Here is a 25563-nt window from a genome sequence, read left to right on the forward strand (position 1 = left end):
ACCTTGAAAGATTGTTTTTGATGTCCAAAAAATTCTCTCAGGCATTTTTTTACAGAAAAGCTTAGACTGAGTAGCTAATTATATGTCAATTAATACTGAAGATTAGATGTCGAAAATTGTCAGACCAGAAAATCTTAAATTAAACTCTAACCATACTTCTCGCTGCGGTACCTGCTTTCCCCACTTCTAAGACATCTAACTTTCAATATATCCACCATAATTAAGGGTACAATATAAATTTTTCAGAAATTTAATATTGCGAAGGGTATGATCGCGACTCCCACAACGCACCAACAATATTAGATTCCCAGAATATCTACACCACTAAAGGGCTCCTGTTCATGAGTCTAATTTTATTTAGCCACAAATCTATCACTATTTTTTCGCCACACCTATATATATCGGGATATGATTTTATGCTATATCACTTACCAATTGTTACCAGCTTGGCCCTAATAGAGACCGAGAAGCTCGCAGTCTACCCGTAAAAATTAGAGCTTCTAGTTAACACAACAAATTAATTCCTATTCATGGGAGCGACTCAATCAGCCCTAGTAAGGTTATATAATGGAGAGAACCAAGCTGTGTGAATTATCGAGTAAGAATATAAGCCAGCTAAAAGATTTTTTCCCAGATGCAAATCTAGTGGAGATACCTGCACAAGGCAAGGCAAGGCAAGGCAAGGCAAGGCAAGGCAAGGCAAGGCAAGGCAAGGCAAGGCAAGGCAAGGCAAGAAGAACAGAAGTTTCTAATAGAAAATGTTATCTATATCTTGTAACCAAGGATAAAAATATCTTTTCTAAAAATGAGACAGCCCTACCGAATAGACTGTCCCATAAATTATCTCACGACAACTTTCGACGGTATTCCCTCGGCAACATACCCTTATTTCGGCGAAATGCCCTTCTAAGCTGCTCTTGAGACTTAAAACCACAGATAGTAGCTATACGCTCCTGAGTTAACGCTTGAGTTGCTAAAAGCTGGCAAACCTTTTCAATGCGAATTTTCTCAACGAATCGACCTGGAGTTACTCCCATATCCCGAGTAAAGCAGCGAGCAAAGTTTCTCGGGCTCATAGATGTCTTTTCCGCGAGACTATTAACGCATAAAGTTTTATCCAAATTACTATGAATCCATTGCACCAGCTCTAAAAAACGATCACTCTTTAACTGGCTCATAAGATAAGTGCTACTCTGTTTATGATCTCCATCTCTCTTGAGATATAAGACCATTAATTGAGCAACAGCTAAAGCAATACCCCGACCAAAATCATCCTCTACCATTGCCAAAGCCATATCAACCCCCGCACTAACACCTGCAGAAGTATATATATGATCATCTTTGACAAATACAGATTCTGAATCGACATCCACTTCTGGGAATCTCTTCAGCTGATCAATATATCTCCAATGGGTAGTGGCACGCCGACCATTTAGCAAACCTACTTTTGCGAGAATCAGAGCTCCATTGCCAATAGAGCCTATACGCTTAACTAAACCAGACTGAAGAGAAAGCCATCTACTCAAACATTCACTGATATTCAAATCATCAGCAGCATTAAGATTACCGCTCACAAGGAGAGTATGAATTCCTCTTGAATCAGTAAAACATCTATCTGAGCATATCCTTAAACCTGATGAGATTTCCTTGGTATCTCCATCTTCGGCTAAGAGTTCAACCTCATACTGATCATCACAACTAAAACCCCTATCCTTTAGCTGCTGATTTGCCAGCGAAAACACTTCTGCGGGCCCCATTACATCTAATGAGTGTGCCCCAGGGTAAAATACGATAGATACTTTCTTTTTACAGTTCATTTTAAATTGCAGAATAAGCGTAAAACTATATACCAAACTCAAAAATCACTGTGCGGATTACTAACTTATTAAAAGAAACTTCAGGAGTACTATCTTGGGTAGCCCAACCACCTCAGAGGAAGGTGAAAAAACGCCATAGCGGAAGCTGAATAAAACCTAAATAAAATCCAGATTAACTGGAAACACTACTAATAAGTTAATTCTTCACTTGATCTGAGTAATATACCAGGTGGCTACTACCCAATAGTGAGAATTGATCACACGATGATTCTTACCCCAATTAGAGACTACAGGCAAACACACTATCCATCAGCCATACTCTCATCATCCATATACATAAAAATGCTATTTAATAAGGCACCTTCAGAACCAATATCACAAACTGTTAATCCTGTATAATTAAGCAATCCTGACCCTAAGGTACCAGCTTTTTCTATTCTGTAAAGTAATAACGATATTTTTTTTCGGAATATATAGTCGTATATGAAACAGCCCTGCATCCTGCCAAATAAACTTTGATTGCGGCCAATAATTACAAAAAAGGAACACTACCCAGCCACATCAACAGAAGAGCCACTTCAAAGACCTAACGCCATTAAAGGAAAAAGATAATCATTCCTAATAAAAGGAGCTGTAAATATCTAAAGTCCTATTCATCTCAGCTAATATGAATTGATTCAAGGCAAGAAACAAAAGAAACTCACATTTATCGTCTAAAGCCTTCGCTCTATCGTATAACGACCTAAAAGCCCGCAAGAAGTGCACCGCCGTACCACTTACTTATTCGCTCATATGAGCATCAAAATATTGATGATCTCATAGAAATTTAAATAATTTATCGACTCAAATAACCTCAGGCTTAGTAAGCTCTCTAACATATTGTTACAGTCGGTTGGGTGCTGAGCCCCATAGCTGGGACTTTCGAGGGTTATTAAATATAAATAGGTTTCAGGCTACGCATGGTAATCTGCTACTTCCAGGGCGGATAAGCAATGACTACCGACAACCTTGGCAGGATAGCCAAGACTTCAGAAAGTGAGTTTTCATTATTTATGGAAAATAACACACTAAAGCTATTGCCCTTTATGTTGCCGAAAGCCCTATCTAGCAATTTAACCCGCATAGACTTATATAAGCTAAAAAGGACAGCAACTTGCCTTCATGTAAAGAAGCACTGAATATGATTTATCTCAAAATGCAATACTGCTGTAAAAACTTACGTAAATTAACGTATTCAAGCTTTCGAGTTAACCCCCTATATCACAGACAACTTATAAGCCTTTACGAAATAATACTTCATTTACTTTGATCATCATTCTTAAGCTGTTGAATAAGCGTATCACCAGACCAAAAGAATCTGACACAACCATCATAATTTTCCTTTCTTACACATCGCCCCAGGGGGTCGTATTGATACCGAATCACATCCTGAAATTTCTCTACACCTTTTTCTACTTTTAGATTTTCTATTTTTATCAACTTTTGCTGACAATTATAATGGTATCGAATCCTCTGTGCCCCCTCCCCTCCAACTTCTTCAACACGACCTGTAGAAGAGGTATAACCACGGGATATATTGCCATTATCAACGATTCTATTCTCAATAACTTCTTTGCCAGGAATCTGACTATCAAGCTTACTCGTCGAGTTAAGCTTACCCAGGAGACTATCAGCGGGGTCATAAATTAAGAAGGCAAGAAACTGATCTGAATCACTCTTACAAAAGTTATGAACATTAAAGATATTTTTATTAACCTTGCCGGAATGATTAACTCTGGCAAGTGAACAGCTACTATTCGGCAATAAATTCAAAATATTTGTAACTGTATCAGTTGGCCTTTCAAACTTACTGACAATAAAGCCTTGCACATAAACCTGAGGATCATAATTGTCCAGAGGTTTCAACCCTTCGGTTGTTTTTATCAACAAAGAATTGAAATTTCCATTTACTGAGGAGAAGGGTGAATTCTCAGATTCCACAGAATGATCAAAGATAAATTTAACATCTTCTTTTCTGGATAGTGAAGTTGCCGTAAGATTACCTAAAATATCATACTTATAACTGAGCTTACTATCATCTTGCCATTCCGCTACAATACGACCACTAGCATCATATTCCCACTTCAGACTACAGTAATTATTTTTAGCTTCGATCAGTTGCCCTAGGCAATTATATCTAAAGCTATTAACGCCCTCTAGCGTAGTTTCTTTTATTAACTGGCCCAGCAAATCACGTTCAAAGTAGATATCGGTACCAATGCCTGATTGAGAAGCAATTACTTCCGTAGAATTTACTAAGTGGCCAGCGGCATTATATGCATAGTGGGTAACACGACCATAGAAATCCTCCTCTTCTATTAATCGGTTATTGAGATCATATTTCAGCCGATAACACTCACCCTTTTCATTTATAAGGCAAATTAAATTGCCCTCTCCATCATAATGATATTCTAATTGACTGCCACTGGAACTAGTCTTGCTCTTTATTTGATGGAGTGCGTTATAAGAATAACGCGTATAATTCCCATCCTTATCTAATATTTCTGAAACTAATCCATGCTGGTTAAATCTGCACTGAATATCTGTATCTTTTTGAGCAACCTTAACATTGATCCGACCCTGATCCTCATTCTTGCAAGAAGCCTCTTTCGTCTCAGCAGGCGTTAACAATTCCGTGCGAATATCAACATCATATCTACAATCAATAGATCGTCCGAAGGGGCAACTTATTCTTAATAGCTTATTGCTGCTTCCCCACAGATAACTCGTAACATTACCTAATGAGTCACTAATAGAATTAATCATGCCAGCAGAGGTATAGTCATATTTCACTTGATTGCCGAGCGGATCTTCAGCTACCACCAGCTGTCTTTTTTTGTTGTAACTATACTGCCAACTGCTATCTGATGGATCAGTATACTTTGTGGCGAGACCTTCATTGTCATATTCAATTTGATAATTATTACCGGCCACATCTATCTTCTCTGTCAAGCGACCCTGATTGTCATATCGGAATAACTCCTCACGTATAGTCCCATCAGTACTGGGTAGCCGTACTTTTGTAACGTGACCTAGATCGCTGTATTCATACCACGTTTCTCCACCTTCAGTATCTTGATGGAACGTGAGTAATCCGCGATTATTGAAGTGAAAACGTTGCCGCCCACCTCTCGTGTCACACATCGTTGCTCCGTGACCACTTTCCTCCCAGATAAATTGATAACTGTAAGCAGCTTTTTCGCCAATAGGGTCCCCCCACTGCCGTATACAATGCGCTGAACTACCCTCAGCATCCCACTGAAAATAGAAACTATAACCAGTTTTTAAAGTTCTTTGTTTAATAAGGCCTTTGTGATAAACATACTTTTCATTATTGCCAACACTGTCTACAGCTTCAGTCAGATTATTTTCACTATCAAAGACATATTGAGCTACTACTTCAGAACTTCCCAAATTATTTTCTTTTGTCAAAGTATTTATAAGGTGACTTTCAGGAGATTCATCAAGCGAGCTAATGTATAAAATTTCACCGGAACTACTCTCGACCGATCTTAAATACTCCCCTGAGTAGTTGAATAAATAAAAGTTATCGTTATCATCCCGAATCTCAGCGAGCTTTAACGCACCAGTTTCACCAGTAGCTTTAAAATGTCTTTGTACTCCATTGGAAATTCCATATGTCGTAATGATCCAATGCTCATCGTTTACTCGCGTGAGAGTTAATCTCTCATAAATATTATGACTGCGCGAGCTATTTCCGGGAGTTGGCAAGCTAATTATTCTACCTTCAGAATCAAAGAAGAGTATGGGTTTGCCTGGACGCCAAACCAAGCGCTCGCTAAATGTATGAGTCCAGCCACAACCCAATCCGAAATTTCTTGAATTACTACTGCGATAGGTACGAGTTACCGATAAGGGTAGTGCCCCCTCCAATACCAAATCTTCTAAAGTAAACTGAACCTCTCCAGTTTTTAGATTTACAGACCTAGTTACTTCACCAGTAACATTATCGCTCTGACATATATCGGAGTTATAATTTTCACCTACTTCGCTAATGTGGTTATCAGTATCATATGAATAATCCCTGACACAATTTATCTTATAAAATTCAGACTTTACATCATGGGGCACTGTGAAAGCTTGTTCACTACCCCTTTTATTTTCTCGCAGCTCGTTACCCACTTTGACTTGCACTAAATTTCGACTATTTTTTCGGGGTGCAGCTATTTTGGGGGTTTTCTTTGCGGATACAGCAGTGCTTTTGCCTACTGTCGGATATCCTGAATTTTTAGCAAGTATTTTCCTTTGCTTTTTTGTCCTGGCAAAATCAAACATTAAATCGCCAATATTACGGAAAGCATTCACTAAGCGCTTATTCTTAGTTAAGGATGTTATAGCTACATATCCCTCAGTCAATGCCGCAAGTGCTATAGTCAAAATGATCTCAAAAGTACCACTTGCAGTTAAGTTTGTGTGCTGCAAGCTATGTTGTGTTTTGATGTAGTCCTGGGCAAAATGAAAAACTGCTCCCCGAAGAGTTGGGTCACTATAAATAACCTCAGCTATGTTGAAACTCAAGCGGAGCTGCTTTTTTGAAACAGAACTGGGATTAAAGCCTAGTACATCAATCACACCTCGATACAGGGAGGTTACACATTCATCAACTTCTTCTTCTGGAGTTTCTTCATATAAGACATAATTGATTGCTGCAGAGCTAAACTCAAATGATTGACGTGCTGGACTTACTATCTTCTCAACATCAACAGCACTCTTTGACCAAATCGATAAGCGCCACACAGAACTGTCAGTTTCTTTTACTTTCTTTTTTACAGTTGTTACACGCTTCACCCAACTCCAATCAGTTTGCTGGCTAATAAAAGCCTTATCTGCAACTTCCTGCGTAATAATTTGCTGCAAGCCCATACGAATCTTAGCAACCAACTCTGTTTGTAGATCCCCCAATGCCGAATATGGCAGTGGGGCCTCTTCAATAATCAGTTGATCCTGAGTCAATGCCAGATAAATGGCTTTATCCCGCTCATTAAGATAGCCAGGCACATTACTTAATCGCGATTGAGATGGGGGACGCTCTTGCTCAGGGTCTATATCTGGCGCAAAGGTTGTGTATAAGCCAAGGTACTGGTCATATACTAACTGAAGAGTGTTAGTATCGAACATCCTCAATAATTCAGCAGCATCAATCTTTCTAGAGGGACCTGTTTGGCATATCCATCCAGGCCTCACCGCATAACGAGAGCCCTGAGAGTTTTCGATATAGAGCTGTATCAAAAGTTAAATCCTGTCAACCGCTGACCGACAATTCTACGGTCATCAAAAAACGAATCCATTCGAGGCACCTAAACCAGGTGCCCATCTTCTACATAATCATTTCTACTTGAACGATTTTTCTTTCAAAAGACGAAGAAATACATTTCAGCCTTCTTACATCGGTATTAAAAAATCGCCTGAACCAAGAACAGTTTCTGTGTCCAAAATTTTGACAATGAGTGTGAATTTTAGTAGTGCGTGTTTCAAAGCCGGGAGCAATAAGCTCTCGATTCACATTCAAGCCTTCAATATCACAAGCAAAATGTTAAAAGTCAAAATAGCAACATCAAAAGCTATACCAATAGGAAAGCCATAATTCATCCACATTTAAAGACTTTTCAAATGATCTAAACGAAATAGTTATAATCCCTATCTAATAGCTACTAGGCCAATCCTCCAAGATACCTAACATACCACCATCTTTCGGAGTGGCTAGAAATTAGGTGAAAGCTAACTTAATTTGTATTGTTGAGATAGGAGAAAACGATTACAGGAGAGTACACTGCATATAGTGCAAGTAAATTTGACTAGGATCAAAGAAAGAAAATCACAGACAAGCGATATATAGCAGCATATTCTGACAAAAAAGTACCATTTAGCGACATTAAATATAGCTTGAAGTTATGGATGATAAACTAATCTCAAAGAGAACACTTGAACTCTATTAAATTTTTGCCGTAATTTATAGTATTCGCTCAAATGTATAATAAACACCTAATAATGATTCAGCGGTAGAACATATCACGTCTATTACAAGTATCGACATACAAATCGGCTAGATTATCCAGCCGATTTGTGATGAACTCTAATTGCTAACAGTAAAACTGCTCGATTTACCTGAATAGCTGGAAATCTTCCCAGTCCAACCACTCTTCCAGTTACCAAAGTGCTTTATTCGGTAAGTGCCTGATGGCGCATCATCTCCGATGATCCACTGTCCTTCAGCAAATGAACAGGCCATACAATCAATAGCCGTATCTCGTGTCCAAATAAAGCGTGTCTCCAAATCATCATCGGTAAGATAAGTTTCCCAACTACCGTTAACTTTACGCTGTACCTCAATGAACGTACTCTCAGTCTTCAGGTCATTTCGGGGATGGCCAGAACGGAAAGTGACAGATACAGTATCGCCAGCACTGTAACTGGTACCTACATCATCCCAGACTTGACCAAAAGACTCCCATAGGCGTTTATCATCATAAACAACTCCAATTACATTAATGATTTGGTCATCAGACAGATCTTTCGGAGTAGGCCCTGCAGTAATATCTACGCCATTGACCATAGCGTGTGTCATTTCGGTATAAATCTGTCTATAGGCTGCAAGGGTATTGGGGCCGTATATGGTATGTGCTCCCTCATAGTGCTGCCTATCAAACTCTTCAGGGGTAGTTATGTAACCGGAATAAGCATTTGCCAAACCGGCAATCACCACAGTGTTTACACCGCTTCCTTCAAAAGCTGACAAGACTTCAGCCTCAAGACGTCGGCCTGCCATAGTCGTCATTTCACCCGGCGCGGCGACCAAAGCAAGTGAGCCTATGCGAAACATTTGGAAAGGTAGGTAAGGGGTATAAAGTGCTTGACCTATTACCTCACGCTCTACAAATGTAGGTTTGGGGTACTGGCAGGGGTCATCCTGAGTATCCTCATATACGGCGGCTGCAGAGAAGGCACTCATCAGGCCAAATAGTGGATAACCATTAATCGCCGATTCGAATAGTCCCACATCTCTATCCCAATCCACCCCCTCATTTTCAACAGACATTCCCTCAAAAATACCATCAATATTGCTGGGACCGTCCCAACTTGATCCTGCAGTAAATGACCAGCCGACAGCACCTTCACAAATATCTATTTGCCTCTCACCGGTAAATTCACCTGCTACGGTATAGCCAGGGAAATAAATATGTTGATGTCGATAATCTAATCCACCTTCAAGTTTCACAGTAGCTGATTGGTAAAGAGACTGAGCTTTTGCAACTTGCTTTTCAGCAGATAAAAGTAAACTTTCATACTCAGAATTTCCGCATCCATCCCTAGGGCCACAAATATTCGGAGACGCATCACCTAAATTACTATTGGCAAATGCCGCAGTAAATTGACTTGCAGCACCCTGCTCGGCAGCCCAAGACTCCAGCAATTGACTCGCCGCCCCCTTATTATCCCCGCTAAGTTGCCGCTGCCCTGTCCCTAAAGAGACATTGTGTACTGCAAACCAATTAATAACTCCCAGTGCTTTGTTGTTAGCATCAACCAACTTGAGTTGGGTCATGGTTTTATTGGTATCGTATTGATAGTCGCTTGCATCAGTATTTTCTGAATAAGGGTCTGGGTTTCGATTGATACTGGTATCGAGCAAGATCCCCTGCTCAATAAAGATGTCACCTGGTGTTAGTCCACTGTCTGCTTCAACGATTGACTGAAAAATACCATCAACAATAGCGTCATAGTTATCTTCCGCATACCCAAGAGCACTCATATTCAACATGACATAATGATCATACCCCCCAGGACCTACATGGGTATGTGTAGCAGTCAGCATCACATTCTTTTCGGTGTACTTACTATTACCGTAGAGATTTTTTAATTTATCTACGACACCCTGCTTCACGCCCTGCGGAATACCTTGCAGATCTGCTGATACGAATACCAAACGCTCATTTTCAGAGCTATCAGAAATTATGAATGCGCGGGACCATAAACGGGTATGAATTCCCTTGGTTGTCTGCCCCGTTTCTCCATATCCTACCATTCCAACATCTGCTGCCGGGCCAGTTATATCATACTTACCAACACCAACACGCCAGTCAGATGCTTTAACAGTGGAAGAAGCTCCAATAAATACTATTAAAGCAATGACGTAACCATTAATTATTTTTTTCATTTTTTCTCCAGAATCTATACACGCAGGAGTACATTCGCCAGTTCACAGAAGTGAAGGCGTATCCTTTTCGTTGAAAATTGATACCTGAATAAGCCACTTCCGATCGACTCGGACGCGGCTCTCTAGATAGTTAGCCAATGTAATCTTGGCTTTTATTATCTCATCCTGAAAAGCGGCTTTATTATTCTAAAAAAACACATAGTAGCCATAACCTCCTTGCTGTCAGCACACTGGAACTGAGAGTACAGCTCTAGTACGCATGTTCAGAATACCCTAACTGGCTGTATTTGGTAGCACCCGCAGAGTAATTGCCCGCCATAAATCCGTTAATCTACAGTTGAAAGTAAAATTATTTTAAATATGCAAAGATTTTCTGAACTACGGCAAACCTAAATATTTACAATTTAAGCAAGTACAATCTAAAAATGAGTGTAAAGAAAGGATAGATTAGGAGATTTGAATTACATTTAGAGAGGAAATGTAAAAAACTTTCGCCACTCAAAATTAGCACTCAATCTGTTTCCAATTATATTCCATAGATTGACCACTGGTTCACAAAAAAATTAAATTAGCAATTGCTTATGCAAACACTTGCAGTAAACGTTCAAAGTTGCCTTGATGGGAAATAAGGTGGAAGTTGAATAACTTTGATAATTGACCCTTTTAGCATTTGACGCCCCTGGGTATAAATATGTGAACTTTACGTAGCTATCAATATCTGACTACTCTGCAGTAATCCATATAGATACATAAATAATGCGCTCTAAACTTCTCCCCCTCTCAATTTTTTTCACATTGACCTTCTTATCCCTACCATCCCTGGCCGGTCAAAAGTGCGATGTACAAATGACGATACAGAGCGAATGGGAAGATGGATATATGGCTTCAGTAGTTGTACGTAATACAGGTACCGAGCCAATAAGTGATTGGGAACTTTCATGGCAATGGCCTTCAGACCAAGAAGTCACGCATATATGGAATGCTACTTCGGCGCAGGATGAAAACCTGATCTCTGTAGTTGGAAAACAAGGCTTTATAGAAGTACCCATTGGCCAAGCCCAATCTTTTGGTTTTAATATTCGCTACTCGGGTGGTAAACAGAAGCCTGCTCATATTAACGCTAGTTGCAACAACACCATCAATAAACCAGATCCGACCCCACCTTCACGAGACCTGTTAGACCCCCTTTCACAATACAATTTAATTTTAGGCACTCAAACGATAAACCCTAGGTATACATTTACAGATAAGGGATCACTTGTTGAAAGTGCTGAAGCCATTTACTCAATGGGCTCTAACTTACTCAAGATTGCCCTTTCTCCGAGCCTATATAGCGAGCTAAGTAACTCTGGACTCGACTATCAATTCAAGCGAATACTGAAAGAAATACCAGAATTTCAGCAAGTCTTGGAAATGGATTTCTCCATCTACATGTTTTGGGTTGAGGACTCCGGTTCCTGGATGGATAACAAAGGAATGAGTGAAGAAGAGCTAAACTGGCAATATGACAAAATTTATTCGTTGGCTGAATATTTACTAACTGAATATAACGGCTCCGGTAAGACATTCATGATCGGGCATTGGGAAGGCGATTGGAACCTGGTTCAAAAAACTGATGGTACTAGAGATGACAGTCAGGAAACTATCCCTCCTAAGCGTTTACAGGGTCTAATTGACTGGATCAATATTCGACAAAAAGCCATTGACGATGCCAAATCAAATATCACCCACTTTGACGTTAACTTATATCACTATATTGAGGTCAATAGGGTTGAATCTGCAATGCAGGGCAAAGAACGGATAACCAATGCCGTACTTCCTCATACTAATGTAGATTTGGTGTCTTATTCAGCTTACGATCTCACTACCAAAGAAAAGCATTCAGATTTAGCCACTCTACATAGTGAGTTGACTTCGGCTCTAGAATTTATCAACTCAAATCTTCCAAAAAAATCTGGGCTGCCATTTGAAAAGCGGGTTTTCATTGGCGAATATGGTTACGGAGAGTCCTGGTTTAAGGATTGGGGAGCCCGCTCTGGCGAAGCCCAGGATTTGCTATCACGCAATGTAATAAAAACGGCGCTCCAGTGGGGTGCTCCATTTATTTTGTACTGGCAAATGTATGACAATGAATATGATAGCTGGATCAGTGAATTCACTGGCTACTGGCTGATTGACAAGGATGGTAATAAAAAGGAGATTTATAAGACTCACCAAGAGTACTATAAGGATGCGAGAGCATTCTTGGATAACTATTATATGGAAAACTCCTCCCTTCCGTCAGAAAGTGAATTTCGAGCCTATGCCTTAAAATGGTTTGAATCATCGAAAACCCCACCACAACAGCCCAAACCTGACACTCCCCCTACTGTACCGGAAGAACCCGGTGAACCTTCTGGCCAGTGTGATGTGGAATATACAGTTCAAAACGATTGGGGGAATGGTTTTATGGCAAATGTGGTTATTTATAATAAAGGAAAGACTTCTCTTGATAAATGGCAGCTACAGTGGAACTGGCAAGGTAACCAATCAATCACACACTTCTGGAATGCACAAATCGCAGAAAGTAACAGGACAATAACTGTTACTAGTGAATCATCTATTCCGGCAGGAGAGGCCCAGGCTTTTGGGTTTAATGCAGATTACTCTGGAGAAAACATCCCACCAATTATAATTGGCAACTGCACGGGTACACTCACAACTGAACCTTCACAACCTAGTCAGCCCCCCAATCAGCCCAATGAACATTCAGATAATAGCAGTGTTAAGCTATGGTTTATTGGTGATTCGATTACTTACGGCATGACAACACTCCCTTATAATTCAAACGGATTTCGTAGCCAGATCTGGGACTATCTTGCCAAAGCAGCCGATGGCAACTCAATCTTTCCTATAGATCAAGAATCTACCAGTGAGCAGCTAATTCTAAAATACAATGGAAAACAACTAGAAACGATTGGCACTATCACTGGACCAACAGGCCCTGATGATATGTCTCAACAGACCAAGAATTACTGGCACTCTGGGATACCTGGAACTACAACCAGCGATTTACTTTGCTATCTTGATCCGATAGGCCATCAAATCACCCCTGGCTACAATTTCACCAACTGCCTCAATTCCATCAAGAACTTCAATCAATTTCTCAGCGAAATGTGCAGGGAGGGCGAAACTAGTTCTGGCTGGCTCACTAATCAAGCCTGCAATTTAACGCGGGATATAACCTCTGAGGATAGCGTTGTCATACCTATACAGCTCGGGACTAACGACATCACCTTCCTTAGCATGAATAATGCGATTGATTGTAGCCTTCCTATAGAAGAAAATAGTGAATCCGCCCAGAAGCTAAATATGGTCGTTAGTAAGATAATATCATCACCCAATAATATTCAAGGCATATCAATAACAGATAGAATACAAAATTACTTTGAGAGCATAGATATTCCAACTGAGAAAATTGCATTCGTAATTTCAACTATCCCTCGTCGAAGTGATTTAGACGGACAAGATCCGAAAAATTACTGTACGGACTTTTATAATCAAAAAATCAAGAAGTCACTATCAGAGGCCTCCAATACCAAAAATATTTTCTTAGCAGACCAAGGAAATATTGTCCCAACTGGAGACCCGGTACACCCAACAACTGAGGGCCACAAGATTATGGCTTGCAACTTACTTTATGGTAAAAATCTTGGCCATTCAGATATTCCTTCTTGTATTCTTCCCAGTAACATCCCAGATAAAGGGCTATTGAAAGCAATAGATCATGTATCCAATTAGCTAGGATTTCGCTTAACGGGCCCTGATTAGAAATTTTCAGGGCGCTGCTTTTACTCACCAATAACTTTGGGAGCCTTTATAGACCCGACTTCTATAGTAGCCGGCCTAACTCTGAACCAGATTTAAGAACTGCTTCCTATATTCTGCCCAAATCACTTTCCCTGAGAAATTACTTAAATCAACTTTTTTTAATTTTGAACCCGATAGAATTGACAAAAACATTGATTCCAGTTTTTTGATTGCATCATTACAGTCTAAATAACAAAAGTTTTCGGAATAGAACTCTGGGTAGCACTGTTCATCTGGCACCAGTGGAGTCGCACCGAGAATAGCTGCTTCCATCACCGCCAACCCTTGGAATTCATGGTAAGCCGTAGAAAGGAATATATGGCTATGTCGCAGTACTTGACGATAGTCTTTAGCGCTTTCGAGATACCCGAGTACCAATAAATGGTCGGCAAACTCTTCTTGTATTTGAGCAAACTCAGCAGGGCTATTACGAAATGACTGCCCCATTAGATTAACGAGAAACTTAACATTTCTGGCTTTCAAGCCCCGTAGGATATCCAGCAATCGGTCCGCGCCTTTGTCATATTCCCAACGGGCCGCCCAACTGATAATCAAAGTATCTTGATCTATTTCGCCCCCATAAATGCTCTCTGTGCAGGAGTTCCAGGAAAAGGCCTCTTCAGTTTTCGCACTATCAAAAACGATGTCTTCTATTGGCACAGGAAGAACTCGCGACTTTTCCTCAATCTCCTCACAAATTCCGGGAGGAACACAATCAGGAAAGCGCTTGAGTAATTTCTTTACTCCTCCTAACAAGGTACTGCGGTTGTATTCAGAGTTGAACAAGACCAGATCACTGGACAAGGCCGTGTAAATATTCAACAACTGGGGTTCTACCGATCGAAACGCATCAGAGCTCACTGGGTAAGCAAATTGATTCTCATGAAAATATACAACTGTAGGCACCCCAACGATTTCGGGAACTAAACCGCGCAAGGCACTTAGATCGGTCATTGAGGTTGTAACAATAAGGTCCCAACGCTGCTTCAATATTTGCGCAGTTTCCCCTCGGCCCCAGGAAAGGCTATTACCGCGAATTCGCCAGCTAAAGTATCGCGGTGGTAAGGTTAGTACGGTCCATTGCCAATCAGAAAATGCCGCTACCAGCCCTTTACGCCAACGCTTGTGACTGTCCGCATCATAAGCGGAGAGTAATAAAACTTTCATTAAATAGTAACAAGAAGAAGCGGCACCGGGATCAAACTTAACCCCGGTAACTATTGATTGGAGGGATTAATCGAAAGAGCGCACATTCATTAATCGTGCAAACAAGCTGGAAGTATCCCAACGAGCACCACCAATAGCTTGTACCTCACTATAAAACTGATCTACCAGGGCAGTTACGGGCAGTAAAGCTCCGTTATGTTGTGCCTCTTGAAGGACTATAGCCAAATCCTTACGCATCCAGTCCACAGCAAAACCGTGGTCATACTCGCCAGCTAACATAGTTTTTGAGCGGTTTTCCATTTGCCAGCTCTGTGCCGCCCCCTTGGATATCACATTGACAACCTGCTCTCCATCGAGGCCAGCTGCCTTGGCAAAATGTAAACCTTCAGCAAGCCCCTGAACGACACCCGCGATACAAATTTGATTGACCATTTTACACAGCTGGCCGCTACCTACTGGCCCCATCAGGTTGCTTGCCCGCGCATAACAGTCGATAAGAGGTTGCACTTTATCAAAGTCTGCCTTATCTCCCCCAAACATAACCGTTAAAGCACCATTCTCAGCGCCGGCCTGGCCTCCAGAGACAGGTGCATCCAGAAAACCGATTCCCTTTTCGCTGGCTGCAACTGCCAATTCCCGAGCAACATTGGCAGAGGCTGTTGTATGATCTACAAACAAAGCCCCGTCACCCATACTCGTGAATGCCCCCTGCTCTCCTGTCACCACCTGGCGGAGATCGTTGTCATTGCCTACACAGGCAAAAACAACCTCCGCGCCCTTTGCGGCTTCAGCGGGCGTTGCAAAGCTCTCTCCATCATATTCTTGTAGCCATTGATCCGCACGGCTAACAGTGCGATTGTAAATTCGCACCATGTGGCCAGCATTAGAAAGATGCCCCGCCATGGGATATCCCATCACCCCCAAGCCAATAAATGCAACTGTTGCCATTTCCTCTACCCCCATACCATCCAAATAAGTATTACACCGAGAACCAAGCGATAAATCGCGAATGGAGCCATCCCAATGCGGCTAATAAATTGAAGGAAAAAATGAATACACAAATAAGCACTAATACAAGATAAAACGGTACCAAGCAGCAAGTCATTCCATGGAACACTTTCCAGCGCAAGTAATTCAATCGTTAACAAAATAGCGCTGAGGGCAATAACAGGAATAGACATCAGGAACGAAAAGCGCGCTGCAGCCTCTCTCTTCATGCCAAGCATCAAACCAGCAGTCATTGTGATACCAGAGCGGGAGGTGCCAGGGATTAGGGCCAACACCTGTGATAAGCCAATCAGAAGTGCTTTTTTCCAATTTAACTGGGCTAGAGATTCGACCCTGCGCCCCTTTGCATCAGCCCACCAGAGTAAAATACCAAAGCCAATAGTCGTAGCAGCGATAACACCGGCTGAACGCAGGTGAGTTTCTATGAACCCTTTGAATACCAGGCCTATCAGTCCCACAGGTATAGTGGCGAGAACAATTAACCAGGCCAGCCGCCCCTCATCGGTAAATTGTTTATCCGTAAATCCTCCTAGACCATCCCTAATCAGCACCCAAATATCTTTGCGGAAATAGAAAACTACTGCCAGTAAAGAGCCAAAATGAACAGCAACATCGAAGGCCAGCCCCTGGTCCTGCCAACCCAATACCTCAGAAGGTAAGATCAAGTGCGCGGAACTGGAGATGGGCAGAAACTCTGTCAGCCCCTGTATCAGGGCCAAAATTACAATCTGAAATGTTTCCATGTGTTATTAAGATCGGATTTTTTGTCTTTTCTTCCAAGTCACTTCATTGCGCAAATAAACAGGCTCAAGCTCTTCAGCGGTCACTGTATGACCCTGCTCCCATAGTGGTACTGCCAGCTGCGCTATATCCCGAGCGTGAATGAGACTGGCTTGATCAACGGCAGCCAATAACGCCCCTTCAAAAGCCTCATAATGTAATCCCGGGCCCGCCCCATAGATCGGAGTACAAATCTCCGATTTCTCTAAAGACAGCAGAACCTCCTCCGGGTTCTGTACCGCCTCCGGGATCAAGCTATCGCAGGGAGAGTCACTGGAGTAAACCCCCCAATATACTTGTTGCATACGAGCATCCAGCATTGCCACGACCGGTGACTGTCCCCAGTCCGGGTGCGATCGCCGAGCTCCAAGTGCTAGGGCTGCGAGGCTGGAAACCGGAACCACTGGTAGATCTGCAGCATAAGCCAACCCCTGCACACTACTAATTGCTATTCGGAGACCAGTAAATGACCCCGGCCCGCGGCTGACAGCAAGAGCATCCAGGCCTGCCAGCTTTATGCCGGCTTCTGCGAGAACGTCATCCACCATTGGCAAAAGGCGACGAGTGTGATCGCGCTCTGCCTGTACAAAACGCTCAATCAGCTGGCCATCAGATATGAGAGCAACAGAACAGGCGCCCGACGTTGTATCCAGGGCAAGTATTTTCACAGCGTTCTTAATCCTGGTCATAAAAAAGGGAGGGAATTGTGGCACGGGAGCGGAGGGGAGTCATGCCCAATATCGCAACCCGCAACTAAAAAACCCCGGACTAACCGGGGTTTATGAGGAGCCTGCCAAAGTTCACATCGTTGAGCCCATATATATGACCCTAGGCGGCCTTTTTCGGTGGCCGACCTCGACGGGCAGCACCAGCCTTCGGTGGACGGCCGCGACGGGCTGGAGCCTTCTTAGCAGCTGCTGTCGCAGTCGCTTTCTTGGGTCGTCCGACTCTTTTTGCTGGCTTAGCCGCTGAAGTTGCCTTCTTTGGACGGCCGGCTTTTTTCGCCGTCGCTGTAGCGGCCTTCTTGGGGCGTCCGGGCTTTTTCGCTGCTGTGGCCTTGGCTGCAGGTTTCTTCTTGGCCTTTTGAGTTTCGGCTTTTAATTTGGCTTTAGCCTTCTTCTCTAACTCTTTAACTTTAGCGGCAGCTTTCTTTGCAGCTGCTTTAACCTTAGCTTCAGCCTTCTTCTCAGCAGCCTTCAATTTCTTGGCATGAGCCTTTTCTTTGGTTTTTACCCAGCGTGTTTCAAATGCCTTGAGTGCGGCAGCTAACTCTTTATCTGCTTTGCTGGAGAGGCTCTTAGAGAGACTTTCCACCTTTTCTTTTGCAGCAGCTTCAGCCATATGTACGGCATCCATAGCCTTAGCTTTGGCAAGATCCATCTTTGCCGCTGCCAGCTTGGCGCGTAAATCCTTTGCCTTACTATTGGCACTGGCCAGCGAAGTTTTCGCTGTTGCCGCATTACTTTTCTGCGCTCGAGCCTTAGCCTTAGCAACACGGTCCATTTGCGCATCCAGCGATTTGGTCGCTGAATCTACCGCCTTCTGCGCTTTCACGACCGCTGGCGACGCTGCGGTCGCACTAGTTGCTCGTTTCGCGCGTGTACCTTTTTTTACTACTCTTGCCATCCCTTGTCTCCTCACTGAAAGAAGAAGTACATCCAAAAGTGTGCCGGCAGCATTGCCTTTTAGCTATCGAATAAAAACTGGAATCGGCCGTTTTTATTACTTATGCAGAGCGCCGCACCGCCTATTTCGATACAACTTTATCAAAGTTAATAAAAATACCCGGCATTGCAAGTAAAAAAGCGAAAAATGAGAAACTTTTTATAAAAAAAGTATATTTTTCTTATCAATTTTCACTTTTGGGTCCCGTTTTAGCACTTTGGTAGAAATTATTTTGTCCCATTGAGCTTAGTTTGCACAATTCCCGCAAGCGCCTCTATATGATCCTCACGCAAATTTAATGCAGGAATATATCGGTAGTCACTGCCCCCAGCATCAATAAAATTAGCGCGATTCTCTACCGAAATTTCTTCCAATGTTTCCAGGCAATCCGCAGAAAAAGCCGGGCAAATTACATCGACACTACTAACTCCTGTTTTACCCCATTCAATAAGGGTCTTATCGGTGTATGGCTGCAACCACTCTGCCTTACCAAAGCGCGATTGAAATGTGACTTGCCACTTATCCTCACTGATTTCTAGTTCATCCGCTAATAACCGTGCGGTTTCCATGCAATGGCGATAATAGGGGTCCCCCTTATCAACATTGGCTTTTGGGATACCGTGAAATGAAAGTAACAATTTTTCCGCTGGCCCTGCTTTTTCCCAGTGTTCTTTTACTGAATTGGCCAGGGATTTTATGTAGAGGGGATTTTGGTAATAATCTCGAATCAGAGAAATATCCGGAATATCGCGACTATTGCGAAAAATTTGCGCCACCTGATCATAAATTGCTGCAGTTGTGGTAGCCGAATATTGGGGATATAGGGGAAGCACTATAAAAGACTCAAAACCTTTCTTGCGCAGAGTTTCTATGGTGTTGTCGAGGCGGGGCTCACCATAAGTCATGGCATATTCAACAGCGACATCGCAACCTTTTACTTTTAAACGCTGCTGCAACAGCTCTGCTTGCTTCTGCGTATAGTAGAGAAGCGGCGATCCTTCCACTTTTGTTTCATCTGCACTGCTATTCCATATTTCCGCATAGGCAGGGGCAATACGTTGTGGACGAAAAGGCAGTACCAAGCAGTTCAATATGGTCAGCCAGATTGGCCGCGGTATCTCGACAACCCTCGTATCTGAAAGGAATTCCCGCAAAAAACTTCTTACTGCTGTAGGTGTAGGCTCAGCTGGAGTACCTAAATTCATCAAAATTATTGCCGTAGACATAAACCGCCCCGTTAGAAATCTTATCCTTTCAAGAAATCCTGCCAGTTATCGGGCAGGGAAGAGCGCATACTGCCAGGCCAATACCGCCGTGATCAACTCGCTCTATATCACTTCTGGAGATACAAAAAAGCCCCCAAGTGGGGGCTTTTAAAAAATGTTAGCGATGATCTCAGCTGAGAGCTTCCAACACTTTCTCGCGAATCTCATCCATACCGCCAACACCCATTACCTTGCTGTACTTGGGAGCCGCTTCAGGAGAGCGTGCTTCCAGCTCGCGATAGAAGCCTACCAGCGGTGCCGTCTGCTCGTGATAAACCGCCAAACGGTTGCGAACAGTTTCTTCAGTATCATCTGTACGCTGGATCAGTGCCTCGCCAGTCACATCATCGACACCCTCAGCCTTGGGCGGGTTGTATACGATGTGATAGACGCGACCAGAGTTTTCATGAACCCGGCGGCCCGAGAGACGCTTTACGATTTCTTCATCGTCAACAGCGATCTCCAGAACATGATCGATATGTACATCGGCTTCCAGAAGGGCTTCAGCCTGGGGAATGGTGCGAGGGAAACCATCGAACAGGAACCCTTTAGCGCAGTCTTCCTGGGCAATGCGCTCTTTAACTAACGCAATGATCAGGTCGTCAGAAACCAATTTTCCTGCGTCCATAACATCCTTGGCCTGTAGGCCAAGAGGGGTACCCGCCTTCACCGCAGCGCGAAGCATATCGCCGGTGGAGATCTGCGGAATGCCGAACTTCTCTGTTATGAATTGAGCCTGAGTGCCCTTGCCGGCTCCCGGCGCGCCCAAGAGAATAATTCGCATGTTCAGTAAGCCTCCAATACTATCGACGAACCAAAAGCCGCCGCGCTAAAAGAGCGCTACCTTACACTCACACCTCAGATTGGGCAAGATTGCTACCGATACCCCCACAATCCATACAAACCACAGAGTACTAAAAGGGGCTTAAAGCTCCGCTCTATGTAAGCCTGTTAAGATCCCTAGCTATCAGCACCGGGCTCCCGCTGAACTTTGGCCTTGTCCCAAAGTCTGTCCAGTTCCTCCAGCGTTGCCTCTGATACTTGCCGACCTTCACTGTGTAAACTGGACTCAACATAACCAAAACGCCGCTCAAATTTCCTGCTACACCCCCGCAAAGCTGCCTCAGGATCAACCTTCAGGTGGCGGGATGCATTCACACAAGAGAAAAGCAGATCCCCCAGCTCCTCCTTTGCATGCTCCGTATCCCCATTTGTCACGGCCTCCCGCAACTCTGCAACCTCTTCCTCAATCTTATCGAGGACACCATCAATATTGGGCCAGTCAAAACCGACACGGGAGGCGCGCTTCTGTAATTTGGCTGCACGCGTCAAAGCCGGAAGACCCACAGCTACTCCTGCCAGGGTTCCTGCATCCCCTTTGGCAGTGCGTTCGGCCTCTTTAATCGCCTCCCAATTCCTCTTTACTTCAGCTTCATCAAGAGCTTCGGCAGAGCGGTCGCCGTAGAGGGTTCCACTTGGAAAGACATGGGGATGCCTGCGCACTAGTTTGCGTACCAAAGTGTCAACAATCTGGGGGAAATCAAAGTGGTCTTTCTCACGCCCTAACTGGGCATAAAAAATGACTTGGAAGAGCAGATCTCCAAGCTCTTCGTGCAGGTGCTCAAAGTCTTCCTGCTCAATAGCCTCTGCTACCTCATAGGCCTCTTCAATCGTAGAGGGGACAATACTGGCAAAGTCCTGTTTCAGGTCCCAAGGGCAACCGCCCTCAGGGCTGCGAAGCTGAGCCATCAAGTGGAGGAGGTCCTCCACAGAGTAATTCTTTTCCACGTTATTCCTTACTCAACGTTCAGCGCAGAATTCGCCGCTTTGCCGCTGCCACATTGGGCAGTTGATTGATCCGATGTAAAACTTGGCTCAACTCTTCAAAGTTGTGGATCTCAGCAGTCACGATCATTTCTACCGTATGCTTGTTCTTATTAGAGCGGGTTTGCATAGCGGTAATATTAATTTTCTGACTGTCCAGCATCACCGTGACATCCCGCAACAGGCCCTGGCGATCGTAGGCTTCGATCATAATTTCAACGGCGTAAAGTTCGCGGGGTTTTTCCGCCCAACTTACCTGGAGTACCCTTTCAGACTCCTCAACCTGCATACGCAGCATATTTGCGCAGTCTTTACGATGTATAGAAACCCCGCGCCCAAGGGTGATATACCCCATAATTTCATCGCCTGGAACGGGGTTACAACAGCCGGCAATGTGGGTGAGCAAATTACCCACTCCGTCGATATAGACATCTGCCTTGCCTTCTCCCCGGGCAACTGGAGCCGTCAGCGATGGTACCCGAGGCACATTGTCGACCTTCACCATTCGCTGGGCTGCGTTGAGAACCTGACCCACGCCTATATCACCGGCACCCACTGCCGCATAGAGGTCCTCTAGGGAATGCATGTTGAGCTTGGCTGCCAACTTATCGAAATCGAAATCACTCAGCGCCAGCTGCTTAAATTCCCGGTCGAGAATACTGCGGCCATCGGCGATATTCTGATCCCGAGCCTGCTGCTTAAACCAGTGAATAATCTTGGCTCGGGCACGGGAGGTAGTGATATAGGCCATGCCCGAAGAGAGCCAATCGCGACTCGGCGCTTCGAGTTTTCCTGTGAGGATTTCAACCTGATTGGCTGTCTCCAACCGGTGGTTGAGCGGCACGATTCGGCCATCTACTTTAGCCCCGCGACAACGGTGACCAATTTCTGTATGGATCTTGTAGGCAAAATCTAATGGTGTTGCACCCCGAGGCAGGTCTACAACATGACCGCCGGGGGTAAATACATAAATACGTGAATCTGCCTCACTGGAGCGTAAATCATCTTGTAGTGGGTTACCTCCCACCTCTTCATGCCAGTCGAGCACCTGACGCAACCAGGATATTTTTTGCTCGTAGCTATCTTTACTCTCGCTCTTAAGATCAGTGCCCTTGTAACGCCAGTGAGCACAAACACCGTATTCCGCCTCTTCATGCATAGCAAAAGTTCGGATCTGAACCTCAAGCACCTTTCGCTCGGGGCCAATTACAGCCGTGTGCAGAGAGCGATAACCGTTTTCTTTGGGGGAGGCGATATAATCATCGAATTCATTCGGTATGTTGCGCCAGAGGTTGTGCACTATACCCAGAACCGCATAGCAATCCCTTACTGTTGGGACAAGAATACGCACTGCGCGAATATCATAAACCTGGGAGAAGCCGATATTTTTCCGGCGCATTTTCCGCCAGATACTATAGATATGCTTTGCCCGCCCGTAGACATCACCTTCAATATGGGCGCGCTCGAGTTCAGAGCGCAATAGCTCCAATACCTCGTCGATGTACTGCTGCCGAGCCAATCTTTTCTCATCCAGCAAGCGAGCAATCTGCTTGTAATCTTCCGGCTCAAGATAGCGAAAAGATAGGTCTTCCAATTCCCATTTGATATGACCAATTCCCAGGCGGTGGGCAAGGGGTGCATAAACATCGGCCACTTCACGAGCAACTCTTTGGCGTTTAGCCGGCTCTGAGTTTTTTGCAGCACGAATGGCACAAGTGCGCTCAGCGAGTTTGATCAAAGCGACTCGCACGTCGTCGACCAATGCCACCAGCATACGCCGGATATTCTCTGAATGTTCCTCTACCGCACCACTCGGGCTCTCTTCTCCGGTATCTGCGCTGCGACTGCGAATCGCAGCCATACGCAAAACACCACGAATCAACTTGGCAACTCGCTCACCAAATTCTTTTTCCACAGCTTGCAGTGGCAGGCGTTTTTCACGTACGGCACGGTACAGCACCGCCGCGACAAGTGCTTCTGAGTCTATTTGTAAGTCGGCGAGAATCTCAACCATCTCAAGGCCTGAGGCAAAACTGCTAGCGCCCTCAGCCCAGATATTTTCCGCCTCAATTGCGCGCTGTTCTGCTTCGGCACTCACCTCAGCTGCGCGCCGCAAAGTTACTATCGCAGAACCATCCAGGCCCGCGAGCTTCTGTACATGGCGCAACCAGGATTCAAGGTCGAGTTCACCTTCTCCACCAAAGGAATGATGCTTTCTTACTTGAACCATCTTTTAACAAGAGTCATTTGTGTTATTGGCATAATTTTGTCGTTACCTGGCTTAGCAGCACATTTACTCAGTGCTCATGCTGGATTAAGCGCTTCTCTATCATAGGTTTGAACTCACCAAAGTCCATGATTTTCTGTATACATTTCAATAAGCTGCGCGAAATTCAGCAGTTTTTCGTACCAATTTGAGTGGGAAGGTATAAGTCCTGTCCAGCTTGTTGACCTTTTAACCAACAGTAAACCTGCAAAACCAATGCCTATAGAAAACTAAAATTGTGATATTGGGGAATATCGAGAGAAGTGAACAGGTTGCATTTGTTACTTAAAAGTGAATTTCTCCACCTCTACATGAACACAAAACAAGGCTTTACCGAACTTTACAAACTATCAGTTTTTTTGTATTTACCGGCTTAGTTATTGCTTTTTTAACTGGCAATGCACATATAGCAGGAGGATTAGAGGCTCCCCCCAAAAAAAGGGGCAAGAGAGATGATTGTAGATTGATTGGCGAATCACTTTACAAAGCTGCGAATCTCACAAAGTTTTTGCTAGTAGATATCAGGCACAATGCTGGAGTTAAAGCACTTTATTTCCAGCATTGATCAATAAAATAAGATAAATTAGAGAATAAAAGTAAGAACTATTTTGGGGAGGCAAAAAGTCCTGAAGATAAATAACGATCTCCACGATCACAGACAATTGCAACAATCGTCGCATTTTCTAGCTGCGCAGACAGCCTTAAAGCACCGGCTACCGCCCCTCCAGAGGAAACGCCACAAAAAATACCCTCTTCCTTCGCTAGCCTGCGAGTCATATCCTCAGCTTCTCGCTGGTCCATATCCATGACCATATCCACTTGCTCAGGAACAAAAATCTTAGGTAAGTATGCCTCCGGCCAACGGCGAATCCCCGGAATACTGGAGCCTTCAGTTGGCTGCAATCCAACGATTTGAATATCGGGATTTTGCTCCTTCAAGTAACGCCCGCATCCCATAATGGTACCGGTTGTACCCATTGAGGAGACAAAGTGAGTCACCGTTCCAGAGGTCTGCTGCCAAATCTCCGGACCGGTTCCCTCATAGTGAGCCAGGGGATTATCGCTATTGGCAAACTGGTTCAGTACCAATCCTTTTTTATCCTCTTGCATTTGCAAAGCTAAGTCCCGCGCACCCTCCATACCTTCTTCAGCGCTAACCAATATCAACTCAGCGCCATAAGCTGTCATTGAAGCCTTGCGCTCCTCGGTAGCACTGTCGGGCATAATCAATATCATTTGATAGCCCTTAATCGCTGCAGCCATTGCCAGGGCAATTCCCGTATTACCGCTGGTCGCTTCAATCAGGGTATCTCCTGGAGAAATATATCCTGCAGCTTCCGCATGGTTGATCATTGAAAGTGCCGAGCGGTCTTTTACCGAACCCGCAGGGTTATTGCCTTCCAGCTTGAGCAAAACAGTATTACTGGTATCACCTGGCAGGCGCTGTAGTTTAATCAGCGGGGTATTGCCTACGCAGTCAGCAATTGTTGGATAATCCATAATGCAATAAATTCCAGAAAAATCTCGCGGGGTCCAAGTGTACAGCAAGCGGTACTATGCACTAAATACCGTCTACTTTGGTCTACTCCCTACCCAGGTTATTAAGGGAGATATACCTGAAGCGGTATTATTCAGATGGCTATGCCGCGCTATCTAATCTTGGCAAAGTGAATCTTTGAGCCTCTAAAACGCGCATATTGTGACAAA

General features: G+C 43.9%; 14 protein-coding genes. 1 reads left to right on the plus strand and 13 read right to left on the minus strand.

Going from position 1 to position 25563, the window contains the following annotated elements; translation table 11 throughout:
* Window positions 1–845: 845 nt before the first annotated feature.
* The 3 genes from ACJJI8_RS22295 to ACJJI8_RS22305 form a co-directional block, all read right to left on the minus strand.
* Window positions 846–1817, minus strand: coding sequence for a GlxA family transcriptional regulator (locus tag ACJJI8_RS22295; RefSeq protein ID WP_444933778.1), 972 nt, complete (start codon window positions 1815–1817; stop codon window positions 846–848).
* A gap of 1296 nt (window positions 1818–3113) precedes the next feature.
* Window positions 3114–7106 carry a DUF6531 domain-containing protein gene (locus ACJJI8_RS22300; RefSeq protein WP_444933779.1) on the minus strand — a complete coding sequence of 1331 codons (3993 nt, stop codon included), beginning with the start codon at window positions 7104–7106 and terminating at the stop codon, window positions 3114–3116.
* Between the two features lie 844 nt (window positions 7107–7950).
* Window positions 7951–10032, minus strand: coding sequence for a neutral/alkaline ceramidase (locus ACJJI8_RS22305; protein WP_444933780.1), 2082 nt, complete (start codon window positions 10030–10032; stop codon window positions 7951–7953).
* Between the two features lie 846 nt (window positions 10033–10878).
* Between ACJJI8_RS22305 and ACJJI8_RS22310 the strand changes: the two genes are divergently transcribed.
* Complete coding sequence (locus ACJJI8_RS22310) at window positions 10879–13812, plus strand: cellulose binding domain-containing protein (protein WP_444933781.1); 2934 nt, start codon at window positions 10879–10881, stop codon at window positions 13810–13812.
* Between the two features lie 105 nt (window positions 13813–13917).
* Here ACJJI8_RS22310 and ACJJI8_RS22315 read toward each other — a convergent pair whose 3' ends face one another.
* The 10 genes from ACJJI8_RS22315 to cysM form a co-directional block, all read right to left on the minus strand.
* Window positions 13918–15048 carry a tRNA-queuosine alpha-mannosyltransferase domain-containing protein gene (locus tag ACJJI8_RS22315; RefSeq protein WP_444933782.1) on the minus strand — a complete coding sequence of 377 codons (1131 nt, stop codon included), beginning with the start codon at window positions 15046–15048 and terminating at the stop codon, window positions 13918–13920.
* A gap of 66 nt (window positions 15049–15114) precedes the next feature.
* A complete protein-coding gene (locus tag ACJJI8_RS22320; protein WP_444897995.1) occupies window positions 15115–15996 on the minus strand; it encodes an NAD(P)-dependent oxidoreductase in 882 nt (293 codons plus the stop codon).
* A gap of 5 nt (window positions 15997–16001) precedes the next feature.
* Window positions 16002–16799, minus strand: coding sequence for an undecaprenyl-diphosphate phosphatase (locus ACJJI8_RS22325; RefSeq protein WP_282931976.1), 798 nt, complete (start codon window positions 16797–16799; stop codon window positions 16002–16004).
* Window positions 16800–16805: 6 nt separating this feature from the next.
* Window positions 16806–17504, minus strand: a complete 699-nt coding sequence (tsaB, locus tag ACJJI8_RS22330; protein WP_444897996.1) for a tRNA (adenosine(37)-N6)-threonylcarbamoyltransferase complex dimerization subunit type 1 TsaB — start codon at window positions 17502–17504, stop codon at window positions 16806–16808.
* A 160-nt stretch (window positions 17505–17664) separates the two neighbouring features.
* Entirely contained in the window at window positions 17665–18462 is a 798-nt protein-coding gene (locus ACJJI8_RS22335; RefSeq protein WP_444897997.1) for a hypothetical protein, read from the minus strand.
* Window positions 18463–18728: 266 nt separating this feature from the next.
* Complete coding sequence (gene hemH, locus ACJJI8_RS22340) at window positions 18729–19727, minus strand: ferrochelatase (RefSeq protein WP_444933783.1); 999 nt, start codon at window positions 19725–19727, stop codon at window positions 18729–18731.
* 169 nt (window positions 19728–19896) lie between these two features.
* Complete coding sequence (gene adk, locus ACJJI8_RS22345) at window positions 19897–20550, minus strand: adenylate kinase (RefSeq protein ID WP_282931972.1); 654 nt, start codon at window positions 20548–20550, stop codon at window positions 19897–19899.
* A gap of 176 nt (window positions 20551–20726) precedes the next feature.
* A complete protein-coding gene (gene mazG, locus ACJJI8_RS22350) occupies window positions 20727–21554 on the minus strand; it encodes a nucleoside triphosphate pyrophosphohydrolase (RefSeq protein ID WP_444933784.1) in 828 nt (275 codons plus the stop codon).
* Between the two features lie 19 nt (window positions 21555–21573).
* Window positions 21574–23820 (minus strand): GTP diphosphokinase, encoded by a 2247-nt coding sequence (gene relA, locus ACJJI8_RS22355; protein ID WP_444933785.1) that lies wholly within the window; start codon window positions 23818–23820, stop codon window positions 21574–21576.
* Window positions 23821–24459: 639 nt separating this feature from the next.
* Window positions 24460–25356, minus strand: a complete 897-nt coding sequence (gene cysM / locus ACJJI8_RS22360; RefSeq protein WP_444933786.1) for a cysteine synthase CysM — start codon at window positions 25354–25356, stop codon at window positions 24460–24462.
* Window positions 25357–25563 lie beyond the last annotated feature (207 nt).

Source organism: Microbulbifer maximicatervae (SeqCode), from assembly GCF_052467695.1.

What these genes read in the sequence shown, in the direction of transcription:
- ACJJI8_RS22295 (WP_444933778.1), bottom strand. Translation starts at nt 1,817, where the DNA reads ATGAACTGTAAAAAGAAAGTATCTATCGTATTTTACCCTGGGGCACAC.
- ACJJI8_RS22305 (WP_444933780.1), bottom strand. Translation starts at nt 10,032, where the DNA reads ATGAAAAAAATAATTAATGGTTACGTCATTGCTTTAATAGTATTTATT.
- ACJJI8_RS22310 (WP_444933781.1), top strand. Translation starts at nt 10,879, where the DNA reads ATGACGATACAGAGCGAATGGGAAGATGGATATATGGCTTCAGTAGTT.
- ACJJI8_RS22315 (WP_444933782.1), bottom strand. Translation starts at nt 15,048, where the DNA reads ATGAAAGTTTTATTACTCTCCGCTTATGATGCGGACAGTCACAAGCGT.
- ACJJI8_RS22320 (WP_444897995.1), bottom strand. Translation starts at nt 15,996, where the DNA reads ATGGCAACAGTTGCATTTATTGGCTTGGGGGTGATGGGATATCCCATG.
- ACJJI8_RS22325 (WP_282931976.1), bottom strand. Translation starts at nt 16,799, where the DNA reads ATGGAAACATTTCAGATTGTAATTTTGGCCCTGATACAGGGGCTGACA.
- ACJJI8_RS22335 (WP_444897997.1), bottom strand. Translation starts at nt 18,462, where the DNA reads ATGGCAAGAGTAGTAAAAAAAGGTACACGCGCGAAACGAGCAACTAGT.
- hemH (WP_444933783.1), bottom strand. Translation starts at nt 19,727, where the DNA reads ATGTCTACGGCAATAATTTTGATGAATTTAGGTACTCCAGCTGAGCCT.
- adk (WP_282931972.1), bottom strand. Translation starts at nt 20,550, where the DNA reads ATGCGAATTATTCTCTTGGGCGCGCCGGGAGCCGGCAAGGGCACTCAG.
- relA (WP_444933785.1), bottom strand. Translation starts at nt 23,820, where the DNA reads ATGGTTCAAGTAAGAAAGCATCATTCCTTTGGTGGAGAAGGTGAACTC.
- cysM (WP_444933786.1), bottom strand. Translation starts at nt 25,356, where the DNA reads ATGGATTATCCAACAATTGCTGACTGCGTAGGCAATACCCCGCTGATT.